The organism is Pseudomonas entomophila (genome assembly GCF_029193575.1).
GTDB lineage: Bacteria > Pseudomonadota > Gammaproteobacteria > Pseudomonadales > Pseudomonadaceae > Aquipseudomonas > Aquipseudomonas entomophila_G.
Window position 1 is genome coordinate 146,804 of record NZ_JARGCS010000036.1, and the last position, 16,253, is coordinate 163,056.

A 16,253-nucleotide genomic window follows, 5' to 3' on the forward strand; every position below is an offset into this window, starting at 1 on the left:
GCGAAATTTACGCAGGTACCGAAGCTAAGTCAATAGCCCCATTGAATTTTTTTCCAAAAAAGTAAAAAAGCAGCTACGCGCTTCGAGCCACAGGCTGCGAGAAAAGCGATGCAGCCACCCGCAATTTTCTCGCTTGCAAAAAAGAAAGGACCTCGCGGTCCCTTCTTGCAGCTTACAAGTCGATGCGCGTAGCTCATGTGTAGATCATCTTGCGGGTCATCCCGCCATCGACCACGAATTCCTGCCCAGTGACGAAGGCCGCCTGGCGCGACAACAACCATGCCACCAATGCCGCCACATCCTCCACTGTCCCTACCCTGCCCGCTGGGTGCTGGGCATGATCGGACTCACTCAACGGCTCGGCACGTCGTTGCGACGGATCACGGGCATCGATCCAGCCGGGGCTCACGGCGTTGACGCGAATTTCCGGGCCCAGGCTCATGGCCAGGGCATGGGTCAGCGCCACCAGGCCACCCTTGCTCGCCGCATAGGCCTCGGTGTCCGGCTCGGATTGCCGGGCACGGGTCGAGGTCAGGTTGACGATGGCCCCGGCATGCGCGCGCAGGTACGGTGCGCAATGCTTGGCCAGCAGCATCGGGCCGCTGAGGTTGACCGCCAGCACGCGGTTCCATTGGGCAAGGGAAAGGCTTTCGAGGGTGTGGTTGTGGGGGTTGGCAATGGCGGCATTGCACACCAGGGCATCCAAACGGCCGAACTGACCGAGCACTTCGGCAACGCCGGCGCTGACCTGGGCCTCGTCGGCCACATCCATGGTGATGAACCAGGCATTGGCGCCGAGGGTCTTGGCGACCTTGGCGCCGCGCGCGCGGTCCAGGTCGCTCAACACTACCTGCCAACCCTCGCAGATCAACCAGGCGGCGATGCCCAGGCCGATGCCGCGAGCGGCACCGGTGACGAGGGCCACCCGACCGTTATGGTCCGGTTCGCCGCCCCTCCAGTCGATCACAGCGCCGCCAGCCCACGCGCCAGGTCGGCCTGCAGGTCGGCCACGTCTTCCAGGCCGACGGCCACGCGGATCAGGCTGTCGCGGATACCCGCGGCCTCACGCTCCTGCGGGGTCAGGCGCCCGTGGGACGTCGTGGCCGGATGCGTGATGGTGGTCTTGCTGTCACCGAGGTTGGCGGTGATCGAGACCAGGCGCGTGGCGTCGATGAAGCGCCAGGCACCCTCCTTGCCTCCCTTGACCTCGAAGCTGACCACGGCACCGAAACCGCTCATCTGGCGCTTGGCCAGTTCGTGCTGCGGGTGGCTCGGCAGGCCAGCGTAGTGGACCTTCTCCACGCCGTCCTGCTGCTCCAGCCACTCGGCCAGGGCCTGGGCCCCTTCACAGTGGGCGCGCATGCGCAGCTTGAGGGTTTCCAGGCCTTTGAGGAACACCCAGGCGTTGAACGGGCTGAGGGTCGGGCCAGCAGTGCGCAGGAAGCCCACGACTTCCTTCATCTGCTCGCTGCGCCCCGCGACCGCGCCGCCCATGCAACGGCCCTGGCCGTCGATGAACTTGGTCGCCGAGTGCACGACGATGTCGGCGCCGAGCTTGAGCGGCTGCTGCAACGCCGGGGTGCTGAAGCAGTTGTCCACCACCAGCATGGCGCCACGGGCATGGGCGATCTCGGCCAAGGCGGTGATGTCGACCAGCTCGGCCAGCGGGTTGGACGGCGACTCGACGAACAGCAGCTTGGTGTTGGCCTTGATGGCCTTCTCCCAGCCTGCCAGGTCGGCCAGCGGCACGTAGTCCACCTCTACGCCGAAGCGCTTGAAGTACTTCTCGAACAGGCTGATGGTGGAACCGAACACGCTCTGCGATACCAGCACATGGTCGCCGGCGCTGCACAGGGCCATCACTGTGGAGAGGATCGCCGACATGCCGGTGGAGGTGCCCACCGCCTGCTCGGCGCCTTCCAATGCCGCCAGGCGCTCCTCGAAGGCGCGCACGGTCGGGTTGGTGTAGCGCGAATAGACGTTGCCCGGCGTTTCACCGGCAAACCGCGCGGCCGCGTCGGCGGCGGTGCGGAACACGTAGCTGGAGGTGAAGAACAGCGGGTCGCTGTGCTCGGCCTCCGGTGTGCGGTACTGACCGGCGCGCACTGCCAGGGTGTCGAAACCGACACCCTCCAGGTCGCTGTCCAGTCGCCCGGCATCCCATTGATCCGTCATGCCGTCACTCCCAAATCAGTTGTTGTACAGGTCGATGATCGCGCTGACGGCCTGGGTCTTGACCTTGGCCGCGTCGTTGCGGGCCTGTTCGATACGGTCGAGGTAGGCTTCGTCGATGTCGCCGGTGACGTACTCACCATTGAACACCGCGCAATCGAAGTGCTCGATCTTGATCTTGCCGCCACCGACCGATTCGATCAGGTCAGACAGGTCCTGGTAGACCAGCCAGTCGGCGCCGATCAACTCGGCCACCTGTTCGGTGGTACGGTTGTGGGCGATCAGTTCGTGAGCGCTCGGCATGTCGATGCCGTAGACGTTGGGGTAACGCACCGCAGGGGCGGCGGAGCAGAAGTAGACATTCTTCGCGCCAGCCTCGCGGGCCATCTGGATGATCTGCTTGCAGGTGGTGCCGCGCACGATCGAGTCGTCCACCAGCATCACGTTCTTGCCGCGGAACTCCAGCTCGATGGCGTTGAGCTTCTGACGCACCGATTTCTTGCGCGCGGCCTGGCCGGGCATGATGAAGGTACGGCCGATGTAGCGGTTCTTGACGAAGCCTTCGCGGAACTTCACGCCCAGGTGGTTGGCCAGTTCCAGGGCCGCGGTGCGGCTGGTGTCCGGGATCGGGATGACCACGTCGATGTCATGCTCGGGGCGCTCGCGGCGGATCTTCTCGGCCAGCTTCTCACCCATGCGCAGACGCGCCTTGTACACCGACACACCGTCCATGATCGAGTCCGGGCGGGCCAGGTAGACGTGCTCGAAGATGCACGGCTTGAGCTGCGGGTTGGTGGCGCACTGGTGGGTGTGCATCTGGCCTTCTTCGGTGATGTACACCGCCTCGCCCGGCGCCAGGTCGCGGATCAGGGTGAAGCCGAGCACGTCCAGGGCAACGCTTTCGGAGGCGATCATGTACTCGACGCCTTCGTCGGTGTGGCGCTGGCCGAAGACCACCGGACGGATGCCGTTGGGGTCACGGAAGCCGACGATACCGTAGCCGGTGATCATCGCCACCACCGCATAGCCACCCACGCAGCGGCTGTGCACGTGGGATACGGCGGCGAACACATCTTCCTCGGTAGGTTGCAGCTTGCCACGCACCGCCAGCTCGTGGGCGAACACGTTCAGCAGCACTTCGGAGTCGGAGTTGGTGTTGACGTGGCGCAGGTCGGACTCGTAGATCTCCTTCGCCAACTGCTCGACGTTGGTCAGGTTGCCGTTGTGCGCCAGGGTGATGCCATACGGCGAGTTGACGTAGAACGGCTGGGCCTCGGCCGAGGTGGAGCTACCTGCGGTGGGGTAACGCACATGGCCGATACCCATGTGGCCGACCAGGCGCTGCATGTGGCGCTGCTGGAAGACGTCGCGCACCAGGCCATTATCCTTGCGCAGGAACAACCGGCCGTCATGGCTGGTCACGATACCGGCAGCGTCCTGGCCGCGGTGCTGGAGGACCGTTAGCGCGTCATACAGCGCCTGATTGACGTTCGACTTACCGACGATACCGACGATGCCACACATGCGACGCAACCCCTACATTGATGAAACTTGAGTGAAAAGCGCTCAGGGCTTGGTGGGCCCGAGCAACTGTTCCTTGAACGGAAGATCAACCGGTGCGCTGATCCCACTGGACATCCACTGACCGGCGAAACCCAGGATAAGGTTCTTCGACCAATCAGCGACCAATAGAAATTGTGGTATCAGGTGCGATTCCTGCCACCACGGGTCCTGTTGTACCGGCCCCAGGCTCAGCAGCCCGATGGCCACGACCACCAGCAATGCCCCACGCGCGGCGCCGAAGGCCATGCCGAGGAAACGATCGGTGCCGGACAGCCCGGTCACGCGGATCAGCTCGCCGACGAGGAAATTGATCATCGCCCCCACCAGCAGGGTGGCGACGAAGAGAATGGTGCAACCGGCGATGACCCGCGCGGAAGGTGTCTGGATGTAGCTTTCCAGGTATTGGGAAAGCGACCCACCGAACATCCAGGCGACGGCACCGGCAATGATCCAGATGAGCAGCGACAAGGCTTCCTTGACGAAGCCGCGCTTGAGACTGATCAGTGAGGAAATGGCGATGATCGCGATGATCGCCCAATCAACCCAGGTAAATGCCACGGTGCTGCCTGCAGACGTTTGAGGCGGCGCATTTTACCAGAGCGGAGGGCTTGGGGTAAGCGGAATGTCGGGGTCTGCGCCTGGGTGGGATGTTGCGTCCCATTCGCAGGCGGGCCCGCGAATGGGACAGCAGCGATACAGGTCAGCCGCGCTCTGGCTGGAACCTGACCACGATCCCCTTGAGGTTCTGCTGGCGATTGATCACGTCACGCAGGCGCTCGGCCTCGGCGCGCTCGATCAGCGGCCCGACGAACACTCGGTTCATGCCGTCGGAGGAGCGAATATAGGCGTTGTAACCCTGGCTACGCAGGGTTTTCTGCAGGTTGTCGGCACCGGCACGGTTGGACAGGCTGGCCAGCTGGATCGACCAGCTCACCGGCAGGCCGTTGCCGTCGATCTTCGCCGCCGCGGCAGGTTTCGTCGAGGTCGCGGCAGTGGCTACTGGCGCCGGTGCAGGACGCGCCTCGACCTTCGCCACCGCAGCCGGTGCCGAGGGCTGTGGCTTGATGGCCGGAGCCTGAGGCGCTGGAGCGATTGGCTGGCTCGGCGCAGCGACCGGTGCGCTGGATTCGTTGACCACCACTGGCGCCTGCTCGGACGGATCCGGCAGCACCTGCGGCTCCGGCACCTGCACCGGCTCGACCTTGACCTCGGGCAGGCTCGGCATTGCCGGCGCCTCTGGCGCCTGGACACGCACCTGGCGCATCTCGTCCTCGCGGGTGAACAGCATCGGCAAGAAGATCACCGCCAGTGCCACCAGCACCAGCGCACCGACCATGCGCTGCTTCATTCCCTTATCCAGCACTGCCATCTACTCCACCCTCCTGGGTCTGCCGTTCGAGCCATTCCAGAGCCTGGCCGACGCAGAAAAACGAACCGAACAGCAGGATCTGGTCATCCGCCGTCGCCTGCGCGCACTGCCCTTCCAAGGCAGCGTCGACGCTGGGGTAAGACTTCACCGTAGCGCCGAGGTTCGTCAAGGCATCGGCAAGCTCGGCAGCCGGACGGCTGCGGGGCGTTTCCAGCGGCGCCACTGCCCATTGCTCGACCAGACCACGCAGCGGCGCGATGACGCCGCTGAGGTCTTTGTCGGCCAACAGGCCAAACACCGCCAGGCGCCGGCCACGCGGCGGCCGGGCTGCCAAACGACGGGCCAGATATTCGGCAGCGTGAGGGTTGTGGCCGACATCCAGCAACAACTCGACGCGCTTGCCCTGCCAGAACAGCGTCCGACGGTCCAACCGCCCGGTGATCCGGGTAGCCAGAAGCGCCTGGGTGATACGCGCGGCATCCCAAGGCAAGCCCATCAAAAGGTAGGCTTGCAATGCCAGCGCTGCGTTTTCCATCGGCAGGTCGAGCAGCGGCAAGTCGTGCAATTCGACCGGCGAGCCATCGGCCGTGCGCCCGCGCCACTGCCAGTGATGCTCGGTGCTGGCCAGGTCGAAATCGCGACCTCGCAGGAAAAACGGGCATGCCAGCTCGCGGGCCTTGTCCAGCAGCGGTTGCGGCGGGTCGAGATCGCCACACAGGGCCGCCTTGCCCTGACGGAAGATGCCGGCCTTCTCGAAAGCCACCGACTCGCGGGTGTTTCCCAGGTACTCGGCATGATCCACGCCAATGCTGGTGACCAGCGAGAAATCGGCGTCGACCAGGTTGACCGTATCCAACCGACCGCCGAGACCGACCTCGAGCACAACGGCATCCAGCGCCGACTGATGGAACAACCAGAATGCCGCCAGGGTGCCCATCTCGAAATAGGTGAGGGAAGTCTCGCCACGTGCCGCCTCGACGGCGGCGAAGGCTTCGCACAGTTGCTCATCGCTGGCTTCACGCCCGTCGATGAGCACCCGTTCGTTGTAACGCAGCAAGTGCGGCGAGCTGTACACGCCGACCTTGAGGCCCTGGGCACGCAGCAACGAGGCCACGAAGGCACAGGTCGAGCCTTTGCCATTGGTGCCGGTGACGGTCACCACACGTGGCGCCAGGCGGCCCAGGCCGAGCCGCGCCAAGACCTGTTGCGAACGCTCCAGGCCCATGTCGATGGCCGAGGGGTGCAACTGCTCGAGGTAGGCGAGCCACTCGCCCAGGCTACGCTGGCTCATCACGCGACCGCGGCGACCTCTTTGGCCTGCTCCGGAGTCGCTTGGCCGGTCATCTGCGCCAGCAAACGCGCCAGGCGCGGGCGCAGCTGTTCACGAGAGATGATCAAGTCGATGGCGCCGTGCTCCAGCAGGAATTCGCTGCGCTGGAAGCCTTCCGGCAGCTTCTCGCGCACGGTCTGCTCGATCACCCGCGGGCCGGCGAAGCCGATCAGTGCCTTGGGCTCGCCGACGATCACGTCGCCGAGCATCGCCAAGCTGGCGGAAACGCCACCGTAGACCGGATCGGTCAGCACGGAGATGAATGGAATGCCTTCTTCGCGCAGGCGTGCCAGCACGGCCGAGGTCTTGGCCATCTGCATCAGAGAGATCAGCGCTTCCTGCATGCGCGCACCGCCGGAGGCCGAGAAGCAGACCATCGGGCAGCGGTTTTCCAGGGCGTAGTTGGCGGCGCGCACGAAACGCTCGCCGACGATGGCGCCCATCGAGCCGCCCATGAAGGAGAACTCGAAGGCACTGACCACGATCGGCATGCCCATCAGGGTGCCGCTCATGGAGACCAGGGCGTCTTTCTCGCCAGTCTGCTTCTGCGCCGCGGTCAGGCGGTCCTTGTACTTCTTGCCGTCACGGAACTTCAGGCGGTCGACCGGCTCCAGGTCGGCGCCCAGCTCGGCACGGCCCTCGGCGTCGAGGAAGATGTCGATGCGCGCACGCGCGCCGATGCGCATGTGGTGGTTGCACTTGGGGCAGACATCCAGGGTTTTTTCCAGCTCCGGACGGTACAGCACGGCCTCGCACGCCGGGCACTTGTGCCACAGGCCTTCAGGCACCGAGCTCTTCTTCACCTCGGAACGCATGATCGAAGGGATCAGTTTGTCTACCAACCAGTTGCTCATGCTCTGTTTCTCCCGTTTTGGCCGGTGGCGGGTCTTGGCTTGCCTGCCCTGCCCCAGCCCTTGAGCTCAAATTCTTCTGTAAACCGATGGTGGACCGGCCACGGGGACCGCCCGCGCGCCACTCCACCTTCAACCTGTACGCCGACGCCAGGAGCGTCGCGTGTTCTGATGGCCACCCCCACGGGCGTGGCCGGGCAGCACCGGGCTGCGAAAGCTATGGACGATGGCGCGCAGCCAACCGTCACATCCGCCGTCACGCCTGCTTCACCGCACGCATGAAGGCTTCGATCTTCGCCGCATCCTTGATGCCCTTGGCCTGTTCGACGCCACCGCTGACATCCACCGCATAGGGTCGCACCTGGGCGATGGCCTGGGCGACGTTGTCGGCCGACAGCCCGCCGGCGAGGATGATCGGCTTGCTCAGGCGCGCCGGCACCAGCGACCAGTCGAAGGCCTCGCCGGTACCACCGGGAACGCCGGCCACGTAGGTGTCCAGGAGAATACCGCGAGCGCCCGCATAATGCTGGCAGGCGGCCTCCAGGTCATCCCCGGGGCGCACCCGCAAGGCCTTGATCCATGGCCGGTGGTAACCCTCGCAATCGGCCGGGGTTTCGTCGCCGTGGAACTGTAGCAGGTCCAGCGGAACCACTTCGAGGATCTCGTTGAGCTCGCAGCGCGAGGCGTTGACGAACAGCCCCACGGTGCTCACGAATGGCGGCAGCTCGGCGATGATCGCGCGCGCCTGACGCACATCCACCGCCCGGGGGCTCTTGGCGTAGAAAACGAAACCGATGGCATCGGCACCCGCCTCGACGGCGGCCAGCGCGTCCTCGACGCGGGTGATCCCGCAGATCTTGGTGCGAACGTAGCTCATGGACAGCGAACCTTGAGTGATCGGTGAAAGGCCCGATGTTAGCAAATGACGTTTCACCCGTCAGTCGAGCAGCGCGTCGAAGCCGGTAAGAAAATGTGGACCGATGTAACGCTGCGGCAACACGAACTCTTCCGGGTACTCCACCTGCACCAGGTAAAGGCCGTAGGGGTGCGCGGTCACCCCGCCCTCGCGGCGATTGCGCCCCTCGAGCACCTCACGGGCCCACTCCACCGGGCGCTCGCCGGCGCCAATGGTCATCAGCACGCCAGCGATGTTGCGCACCATGTGGTGCAGGAACGCCGTGGCGCGCACATCCAGCACGATCATCCTGCCATGGCGGGTGACGCGCAGATGGTGAATGTGCTTGATCGGTGACTTGGCCTGGCACTGGCTGGCGCGGAAGGCGCTGAAGTCATGGGTGCCCAGGAGGTACTGGGCAGCCGCGGCCATCAGGCCGACATCCAGCGGCCGGTGGTTCCAGGTCACTTCCTCGGCCAGGTGCGCCGGGCGGATCGGGTCGTTGTAGATGACATAGCGGTAGCGGCGGGCGGTAGCCTTGAAGCGCGCATGGAAATGCGCTGGCATCGGCTTGGCCCAGGCCACGCTGATGTCGTGGGGTAGATTGAAGTTGGTGCCCAGGGTCCAGGCGCGCTCGTCGCGCACAGCGCGGGTGTCGAAGTGCACCACCTGGCCGCAGCCGTGCACGCCAGCGTCGGTGCGCCCGGCGCAGACCACGCTCACCGGCGAGTCGGCGACTTTCGACAGTGCCTGCTCCAGCGCCTGCTGGACGCTCGGCACGCCACTGGCCTGGCGCTGCCAGCCGCGGTAGCGAGAACCTTTGTACTCCACGCCCAGGGCGATGCGCGAATAGCCTTCGGCGGCCGCCTCGGCGGCCTCGATGTCGTTGATGTCCAAGAAAGCCAAACCTGTGGATGGAACGAAAAGGCCGGCATTATAACGACAACGGCAGCCCTGGGGCTGCCGTTGCGCTCACATCATCGCCGGTCAGACCAGCCGAGACAGCATGTCCTCGGCTTCCTGGCGCTGGGTGTCGTCACCGTCCTTGACCACTTCATCGAGAATGTCGCGGGCGCCCTGGTGGTCGCCCATGTCGATGTAGGCGCGGGCCAGGTCGAGCTTGGTCGCCACCTCGTCGGTACCGGAGAAGAAGTCGAAGTCCAGGTCGTCCAGCGCCTCGGGCTCCAGGGCTGCATCAGCGGCAGTGAACTGCGGCTCCAGCGATGGGGTTTCCAGGCTCTGCGACAGCTTGTCGAGCTCGGCGTTGACGTCGCTCAGCTCCGAGGCGAAGTTCTTCGCGGCGGGCGATTCGTCGTCCAGCGACAGCGACAGGTCGAAATCATCCGGCAATTCCAACTCGGAAATCGGGTCGAACTCGGGTATTTCGTCGAAAGCAGCCAGCTCGGCCATCACGTCCACTGGGGCTTCCTCAGCTGGCGCGGGCGTCTCTGGCTCGCCCACGTCCAAGTCGAAGTCGGCCAGGTCATCCAAGCTTTGCGGCTCGGGTTCGGACTCGACTTGGGCCTGTGCCAGCAGGGCCTCGAAATCGGCGTCTGCGTCGCTGTCGGCGGTGCTGGCGACCACTGGCTCGGCTGCGCCCTGAAGCGGGGCCTGCGGCTCGGTCAATTGATCGGCATCGAGCATCGGTGGGTCGAGGTGATCGTCCAGCGGCAGGTCGTCATCCAGGCTCAGATCGAAGGCGCTGTCGAGATCGTCCTCGGCGATGGGAGCTTCGGCGATTTCAGTCTCAGGTTCCGCCTCGAACACCGCAGGCAACTCGGCTTCGGCAACCAGCTCGGGCTCAGGTGCGGTCTCCAGTGCCGGCTCGGTGACCGGCGCGGCCTCCTGCTCGCTCAGCAGCTCCTGCACGTACTGCTCGTCCAGCTCGGCGGCCAGCGCTGCGGCGCCGAGGCCCGCAGCGGCAACGCCAAGCATGGCCGGGAAGCGCTGTTTGAGAGCCTCGACCTCGGCCTCGTTCCGAGGCGAAGCCGTCAGTTGGCGCTCCTGCTCAACGAAGGCGTGATGGTCGCCCTGGCGTGCGTACACCTCCATCAGCTTCAGGCGCAGGTCGCTACGCTGCGGGTCGGCAGCGACTGCCGGCTCCAGCAGGTTGGCGGCATGGTTCAGGCGGCCCTTGGCCAGGCTTTCTTCGACTTCGGCCAGCAGGCTGGCCGTGGTGTCGACCTCGGCGACGGGGGCTGGCGCGGCAGGCTTCTCAGCGGCGACCGCTGCTGCCGCCGAGGCGGCTACCACGGCAGGCGACAGGGTCACGCTGGGCGCCGATACGTCCAGGCTGTCGAAGCTACCAGGCGGCAGGTCGAGGTCCGGGGCGCGCTCGCCCTCCTCGGCCAGCGCGCGGGCCATGCGCAGGTGCTTCTCGGCTTCCTGCTGCGCCTTGCGCTTGCGCGCCAGGAGCAACAGCAACAACAACAGCACGAGGAACGCCGAACCCGCCACCAGGCCCAGCAACAACGGGTTGCCGAGCAACTCGTCGAGCGGGCTCTGCGCGGGGGCGCCCGCTGTCGCCTCGCTGGCTGGCTCCGGTTGCGGTGCGGTGTCGGTGGCCGCCGGAGCAGGCGTGACCACAGGCTCCGCTGGCGTCAACTGGGCGTTGACCGCAGGCTGGGCCGGTGCCGGTTCGCCCGGCAGTGCGGCGGCCGGCGGGGTTTGTTCAGTGGCGCCCTGTGCTTCGAGGCGGGCCAACTGATCATTTTTCAGCTCGATCAGGCGCTGCAGCTTGTCCAATTGACTCTGCAGGTCAGCCATTCGGCTCTTGAGCTCCGCATTGTCGCGACGGCTGGTGTCGAGGCTTTCCTGGGCCACGGCCAACTTGTCGTTCAGTGCCTTGGCATTGTTCGCCCCAGCAGCGTCACCGGGCGCCACCAGGCGCAGGTTGTCGCCCTGGGCGATGCGCGCAGGCGCGGCCTCGGCGGCGCCGCGCCGGGTGGCGTCCAACTGCCGAGCGCGCGGCCCCAAACGCCGCCCTTCACGCCACGCCGCATACTGGTCGGCCACTTCACGCACCGCCTCGCCCTGGGGAATGCTCTGGATCTGCTGCTGGTCGGGCAGACGCAGGACCTGCCCGGTCTTGAGTTGGTTGATGTTGTTGCCGATGAAGGCATCGGGGTTCAATGCCTGGATCGCCAGCATGGTCTGCTGGATCGAGCCGCCATGGCTGTTGCGCGCAGCGATCTGCCACAAGGTGTCACGGCGCTTGGTGGTGTAGTTGCCACCGCTGACCGCCGGGCTGATGGCCGATGGCGAGGGCTGGCCCGCGGCAGGCTGCGGCCTGTCAAGGGCGACGTTGTAGTCACGCAGCAGGCGCCCCTGGGGCCACATCACCTGCACCAGGAACTTGACCATCGGCTCCGGCAGCGGCTTGCTCGAGGTTACCCGCAGCACGCTACGGCCGTTGGGGTTGATCACCGGCGTGAAGGTCAGGTCTTCCAGGTACGTGGGCAAGGCCACGCCCGCCTTGGCGAACTCCTCGGGCGGCGCCAGGCTCGGCGCCACTTCGGCGGCGGTGAGGTCGCGCACATCGAGCAGCTCGATCTCGGCATCCAGCGGCTGGTTCTGCGCCGACTTGAGGGTCAGCTCTCCCAACCCCAACGCATTCGCCATGCCGGACGACAGCGCTGACGCCGCCGCGATGGCCAGAACCAGTTTGCGAATTCGAAGCATGAACTCTTCCCTTGTGTGAATCGTCCCAAAAACCAGCCGACGGTGTAGGACAAAATTGCTGGCCAGTATCTTTTACGCCATGTGTTTAATCAACAATTGCGCCACCTGCACGGCGTTTAGCGCCGCCCCCTTGCGCACATTGTCGGTGGTCAGCCAGAGGTTGAGCTGCTGGTCCTCATCGACGCCATGACGTACACGACCAACATAGACCACGTCTTGCCCCACTGCGTCACCCACCGGGGTCGGATAATCGTCACGCTCGACCAGTTCGATACCCTCGGCCGCCTCCAGCACCTGGTTGACGGCCTCCAGGTCGACCGGACGATGGCTCTGCACCGCCACACTGAAGCTATCGCCGAAAAACACCGGGACTTGAACGCAGGTCACGGAAATCTTCAACGCGGGCAGGCCCAGCAGCACACGCAGCTCGCTGACCAAGCGTCGCTCCAGCGGCGCATGGCCCTGCTCGTCGGTGGCACCGACCTGCGCCAACAGGTTGAACGCCACTTGGCGGTCGAAGAAGCGCGGCTCCAGGGGCCGGGCGTTAAGCAGCTCAGCGGTCTGACGCGCCAGCTCGTTGACCGCTTCGCGGCCCTGGGCCGACACCGCCAACGAGGCCATCACCTGCACGCGCTCGATGTCCAGCAGACCCTTCAAGGGTGCCAAGGCCACGGCCAGGGCCACCGCGGCGCTGCTGGGGCTTGCCACGCGGGCGGGCCAGGCCAGGCCAGCGATCCGCTCGGGGTTGGCTTCGGGGACCACCGCCAGGGCGTCGTCAAGACCGCCCGACAGGTCGATGACCGTGCACCCCGCCTGTTGCGCCTTGGCCGCGAAACTGCGGCTGACCGCAGGCCCAGCGGCGAAGAAGGCCAGCTTGGCCTGGCTGAAGTCGAAACTGTCGACTTCGCGCACGCGCACCTTCTTACCGGCGAACATCACGCTACTGCCCGCCGACTCCATGCTGGCCAGCAAGTGCAGGGTGGCGACCGGGAAGTCCAGTTCTTCGAGGATCTGCACGAGGGTTTCACCGACGCTGCCGGTGGCGCCGATGACGGCGATGTCTAGGGGGTGGGTCATGGGGTGAGTCCTCTGCGGGTACGGCGGGAGCGGCACTTTACTTGGATTGTGGGTTGGGGCATACCCGTTGGGGTTGCGTTGTGATTACCGCCCCTACAGGGGCACCGTTGATTTTGAGAGCGGCGACGAACCTATACCCCGCGACAGGGCCGGCACAAACAAAAAACCCGCGCCGGTGAGGACGCGGGTTTTCGGGCACTGCGAGGCGATCAACGCTCCAGCAGGATCCGCAGCATGCGGCGCAGCGGCTCGGCGGCGCCCCACAGCAGTTGGTCGCCGACCGTGAAGGCGCCCAGGTACTGGGAACCCATGTTCAGCTTGCGCAGACGGCCAACCGGGATGTTCAGCGTGCCGGTGACCTTGGTCGGGGTCAGCTCCTGCATGCTGATCTCGCGCTGGTTAGGCACCAGTTTCACCCACGGGTTGTGCTGGCTGATCATGCCTTCGATGTCGGCCAGCGGCACATCCTTGTTCAGCTTGATGGTCAGCGCCTGGCTGTGGCAACGCATGGCGCCGATGCGCACGCAGATGCCATCGACCGGGATCGGGCTCTTGAAGCGGCCGAGAATCTTGTTGGTCTCGGCCTGGGCCTTCCATTCCTCACGGCTTTGGCCGTTCGGCAGTTCCTTGTCGATCCACGGGATCAGGCTGCCGGCCAGCGGCACACCAAAGTTCTCGGTTGGGAAGGCTTCGCCCCGCATGGTCTCGGCGACTTTGCGGTCGATGTCGAGGATCGCGCTCGCCGGGTTGGCCAGCTCGTCAGCCACCGCCGCGTGGATGCCGCCCATCTGCTTGATCAGTTCACGCATGTTCTGCGCGCCAGCGCCAGAGGCCGCCTGGTAGGTCATGGCGCTCATCCACTCGACCAGGCCAGCTTCGAACAAGCCGCCCAGGCCCATCAGCATCAGGCTGACGGTGCAGTTGCCGCCGATGTAGTTCTTGGTGCCCGCGTCCAACTGCTGGTCGATGACCTTGCGGTTGACCGGGTCGAGGATGATCACCGCGTCATCCTGCATGCGCAGGGACGAGGCGGCGTCGATCCAGTACCCCTGCCAGCCGGCTTCGCGCAGCTTGGGGAAGACCTCGTTGGTGTAGTCGCCGCCCTGGCAGGTCAGGATCACGTCGAGGGTCTTGAGCTCTTCAATCGAATAAGCGTCCTTGAGCGGAGCAATATCCTTGCCCACGTTCGGGCCCTGGCCACCCACATTGGAGGTGGTGAAGAACACCGGTTCGATGAGGTCGAAATCCTGCTCCTCCAGCATCCGCTGCATGAGCACGGAACCGACCATACCGCGCCAACCGATCAGACCTACACGTTTCATCGCAACTACACCTTTGCTAAAAGTGGGCCGCCATCGAAGGGGAACGACGGCGGGCCAGAGAGATTACAGATTCCGCAGCGCTGCGACTACTGCGTCGCCCATTTCCTGCGTACCCACCTTGCTGCAACCGTCCGACCAGATGTCGCCGGTACGCAGGCCCTGGTCCAGCACCAGGCTGACAGCCTTCTCGATCGCGTCGGCCGCGACCTGCTGGTTGAAGCTGTAACGCAGCATCATCGACACCGAGAGGATGGTCGCCAGCGGGTTGGCGATGCCCTTGCCGGCGATGTCCGGCGCCGAGCCGTGGCAGGGTTCGTACATACCCTTGTTGTCGGCATCCAGGGAGGCCGAAGGCAGCATGCCGATGGAACCGGTCAGCATGGAAGCTTCATCCGACAGGATGTCGCCGAACATGTTGTCGGTAACCACCACGTCGAACTGCTTGGGCGCACGCACCAACTGCATGGCGGCGTTGTCGACGTACATGTGGCTCAGCTCAACGTCCGGGTAGTCCTTGGCGACTTCCTCGACCACTTCGCGCCACAGCTGGCTGGAAGCCAGGACGTTGGCCTTGTCCACCGAGCACAGTTTCTTGCCGCGCACGCGGGCCATGTCGAAACCGACACGGGCGATGCGGCGCACTTCACTTTCGCTGTATGGCAGGGTGTCGTAGGCCTGGCGCTCGCCACCTTCCAGTTCACGCTGGCCGCGGGGCGCGCCGAAGTAGATGCCGCCGGTCAGCTCACGAACGATGAGGATATCCAGGCCGGAGACGATCTCGGGCTTGAGCGACGAAGCATCAGCCAGTTGCGGGTAGAGGATCGCCGGGCGCAGGTTGGCGAACAGGCCCAGTTGCGAACGGATCTTCAGCAAGCCGCGCTCCGGGCGGATGTCACGCTCGATCTTGTCCCATTTCGGGCCACCGACCGCACCGAGCAGCACGGCATCGGCCTTGCGCGCGCGTTCCAGGGTCTCGTCGGCCAGCGGCACGCCGTGCTGGTCGATGGCCGCGCCACCGATCACGTCGTGGGCCAAGGTGAAACCAAGCTGGAACTTGTCGTTGGCCAGCTCCAGGACCTTCACCGCCTCGGCCATGATTTCCGGGCCAATGCCATCACCTGGAAGAATCAGAATCTGCTTGCTCATGCTTTCCTCTATCCATTCAAGCGGCGCGGCCCAACTGGTCGCGCCGAAAATAACTAGCGTTCGGCCCAGAGCACCAGGACATCGGTGCTGAACGAGCCGTCGGCTTCGATCTGGTAATACTGCCGCACTTCCTCGCCCATCGCCTGCTGCAATTGGCGAATGGCCACCCGCAGCGGCTCCGGCGTGCGCATGCGCTCGACCCACGACTGCCACTCCAGGCGCAGGCGCTGGCGGCTGTGGCTACGCACGTGCAGGCCGGCCTCGCTGACATGGCGCTGCCATTCGGCAACGGAGTAGTCGCGCACGTGGCTGGTGTCGCGCAGCACCTCGACGCTTTGCAGGTAGGTGTCGAGCAGTGGGCTGCCGGGGGACATGACGTCGACGAACGCCGCCACCCCGCCCGGCTTCAGCACCCGGCGCACTTCGCGCAGGGCCAGGCCCAGGTCGCTCCAGTGGTGTGCCGAATAGCGGCTGAAGACGAAGTCGAAGCTGGCGTCGGCGAACGGCAGGCGCTCGGCGGCGCCTCGTTCGGTGGCAATGTTGCCCAGGCCACGCTCGGTGGCTGCCGCGGCGACCACCTCGAGCATCGATTGCGACAGGTCGTAGGCGACCACCTCGGCAACCAGCGGGGCGACATGGAAACTGACATGGCCGGCACCGCAGCCCAGGTCCAGCACGCGGGCTTCGCCGTGCCCGGCGAGTTCGGCCTGCAGCAGGGCGAATTCGCGGCCCTGCGCGTGCACGGCACTGCTCAGGTAGGCATTGGCCTGTTCGCCGAACTGGCGCTGGACCACATCGGTGTGGGCGGTGTTGGTCATGCGGGTTTCCTTGAGTCCTTCACTGGGTT

At 65.3% G+C, this 16,253-nt stretch carries 14 protein-coding genes; all 14 read right to left on the reverse strand.

Going from position 1 to position 16,253, the window contains the following annotated elements; all coding sequences use genetic code 11:
• Nucleotides 1–193: 193 nt before the first annotated feature.
• A complete protein-coding gene (locus tag P0Y43_RS17655) occupies nt 194–967 on the reverse strand; it encodes an SDR family oxidoreductase (protein ID WP_275638554.1) in 774 nt (257 codons plus the stop codon).
• Complete coding sequence (locus P0Y43_RS17660; protein WP_275638555.1) at nt 964–2,175, reverse strand: O-succinylhomoserine sulfhydrylase; 1,212 nt, start codon at nt 2,173–2,175, stop codon at nt 964–966. The genes P0Y43_RS17655 and P0Y43_RS17660 overlap by 4 nt, the downstream gene beginning before the upstream one ends.
• A gap of 15 nt (nt 2,176–2,190) precedes the next feature.
• Nucleotides 2,191–3,696: an amidophosphoribosyltransferase gene (gene purF / locus P0Y43_RS17665; RefSeq protein WP_275638556.1), complete on the reverse strand. Its 1,506-nt coding sequence runs from the start codon at nt 3,694–3,696 to the stop codon at nt 2,191–2,193.
• Nucleotides 3,697–3,738: 42 nt separating this feature from the next.
• Nucleotides 3,739–4,293, reverse strand: a complete 555-nt coding sequence (locus P0Y43_RS17670) for a CvpA family protein (protein ID WP_275638557.1) — start codon at nt 4,291–4,293, stop codon at nt 3,739–3,741.
• Nucleotides 4,294–4,435: 142 nt separating this feature from the next.
• The gene (locus P0Y43_RS17675) at nt 4,436–5,104 is read right to left on the reverse strand and encodes an SPOR domain-containing protein (protein ID WP_275638558.1); all 669 of its coding nucleotides are present in this window, start codon (nt 5,102–5,104) and stop codon (nt 4,436–4,438) included.
• Nucleotides 5,088–6,395 (reverse strand): bifunctional tetrahydrofolate synthase/dihydrofolate synthase, encoded by a 1,308-nt coding sequence (folC, locus tag P0Y43_RS17680; RefSeq protein WP_275638559.1) that lies wholly within the window; start codon nt 6,393–6,395, stop codon nt 5,088–5,090. Before folC ends, P0Y43_RS17675 begins: the two co-directional genes overlap by 17 nt.
• Entirely contained in the window at nt 6,395–7,288 is an 894-nt protein-coding gene (gene accD, locus P0Y43_RS17685; protein ID WP_275638560.1) for an acetyl-CoA carboxylase, carboxyltransferase subunit beta, read from the reverse strand. Before accD ends, folC begins: the two co-directional genes overlap by 1 nt.
• 253 nt (nt 7,289–7,541) lie before the next feature.
• Nucleotides 7,542–8,162 (reverse strand): phosphoribosylanthranilate isomerase, encoded by a 621-nt coding sequence (locus tag P0Y43_RS17690; protein WP_275638561.1) that lies wholly within the window; start codon nt 8,160–8,162, stop codon nt 7,542–7,544.
• 60 nt (nt 8,163–8,222) lie between these two features.
• Entirely contained in the window at nt 8,223–9,077 is an 855-nt protein-coding gene (truA, locus tag P0Y43_RS17695) for a tRNA pseudouridine(38-40) synthase TruA (RefSeq protein ID WP_430540256.1), read from the reverse strand.
• 90 nt (nt 9,078–9,167) lie between these two features.
• Nucleotides 9,168–11,861: a FimV/HubP family polar landmark protein gene (locus P0Y43_RS17700; protein ID WP_275638562.1), complete on the reverse strand. Its 2,694-nt coding sequence runs from the start codon at nt 11,859–11,861 to the stop codon at nt 9,168–9,170.
• Nucleotides 11,862–11,933: 72 nt separating this feature from the next.
• Nucleotides 11,934–12,938, reverse strand: coding sequence for an aspartate-semialdehyde dehydrogenase (locus tag P0Y43_RS17705; RefSeq protein ID WP_275638563.1), 1,005 nt, complete (start codon nt 12,936–12,938; stop codon nt 11,934–11,936).
• 209 nt (nt 12,939–13,147) lie between these two features.
• Entirely contained in the window at nt 13,148–14,260 is a 1,113-nt protein-coding gene (gene asd / locus P0Y43_RS17710) for an aspartate-semialdehyde dehydrogenase (protein ID WP_275638564.1), read from the reverse strand.
• Between the two features lie 63 nt (nt 14,261–14,323).
• Complete coding sequence (gene leuB / locus P0Y43_RS17715) at nt 14,324–15,406, reverse strand: 3-isopropylmalate dehydrogenase (RefSeq protein ID WP_275638565.1); 1,083 nt, start codon at nt 15,404–15,406, stop codon at nt 14,324–14,326.
• Nucleotides 15,407–15,459: 53 nt separating this feature from the next.
• On the reverse strand, nt 15,460–16,224 hold the full coding sequence (locus tag P0Y43_RS17720) for a class I SAM-dependent methyltransferase (RefSeq protein ID WP_275638566.1): 765 nt from the start codon (nt 16,222–16,224) through the stop codon (nt 15,460–15,462).
• Nucleotides 16,225–16,253 lie beyond the last annotated feature (29 nt).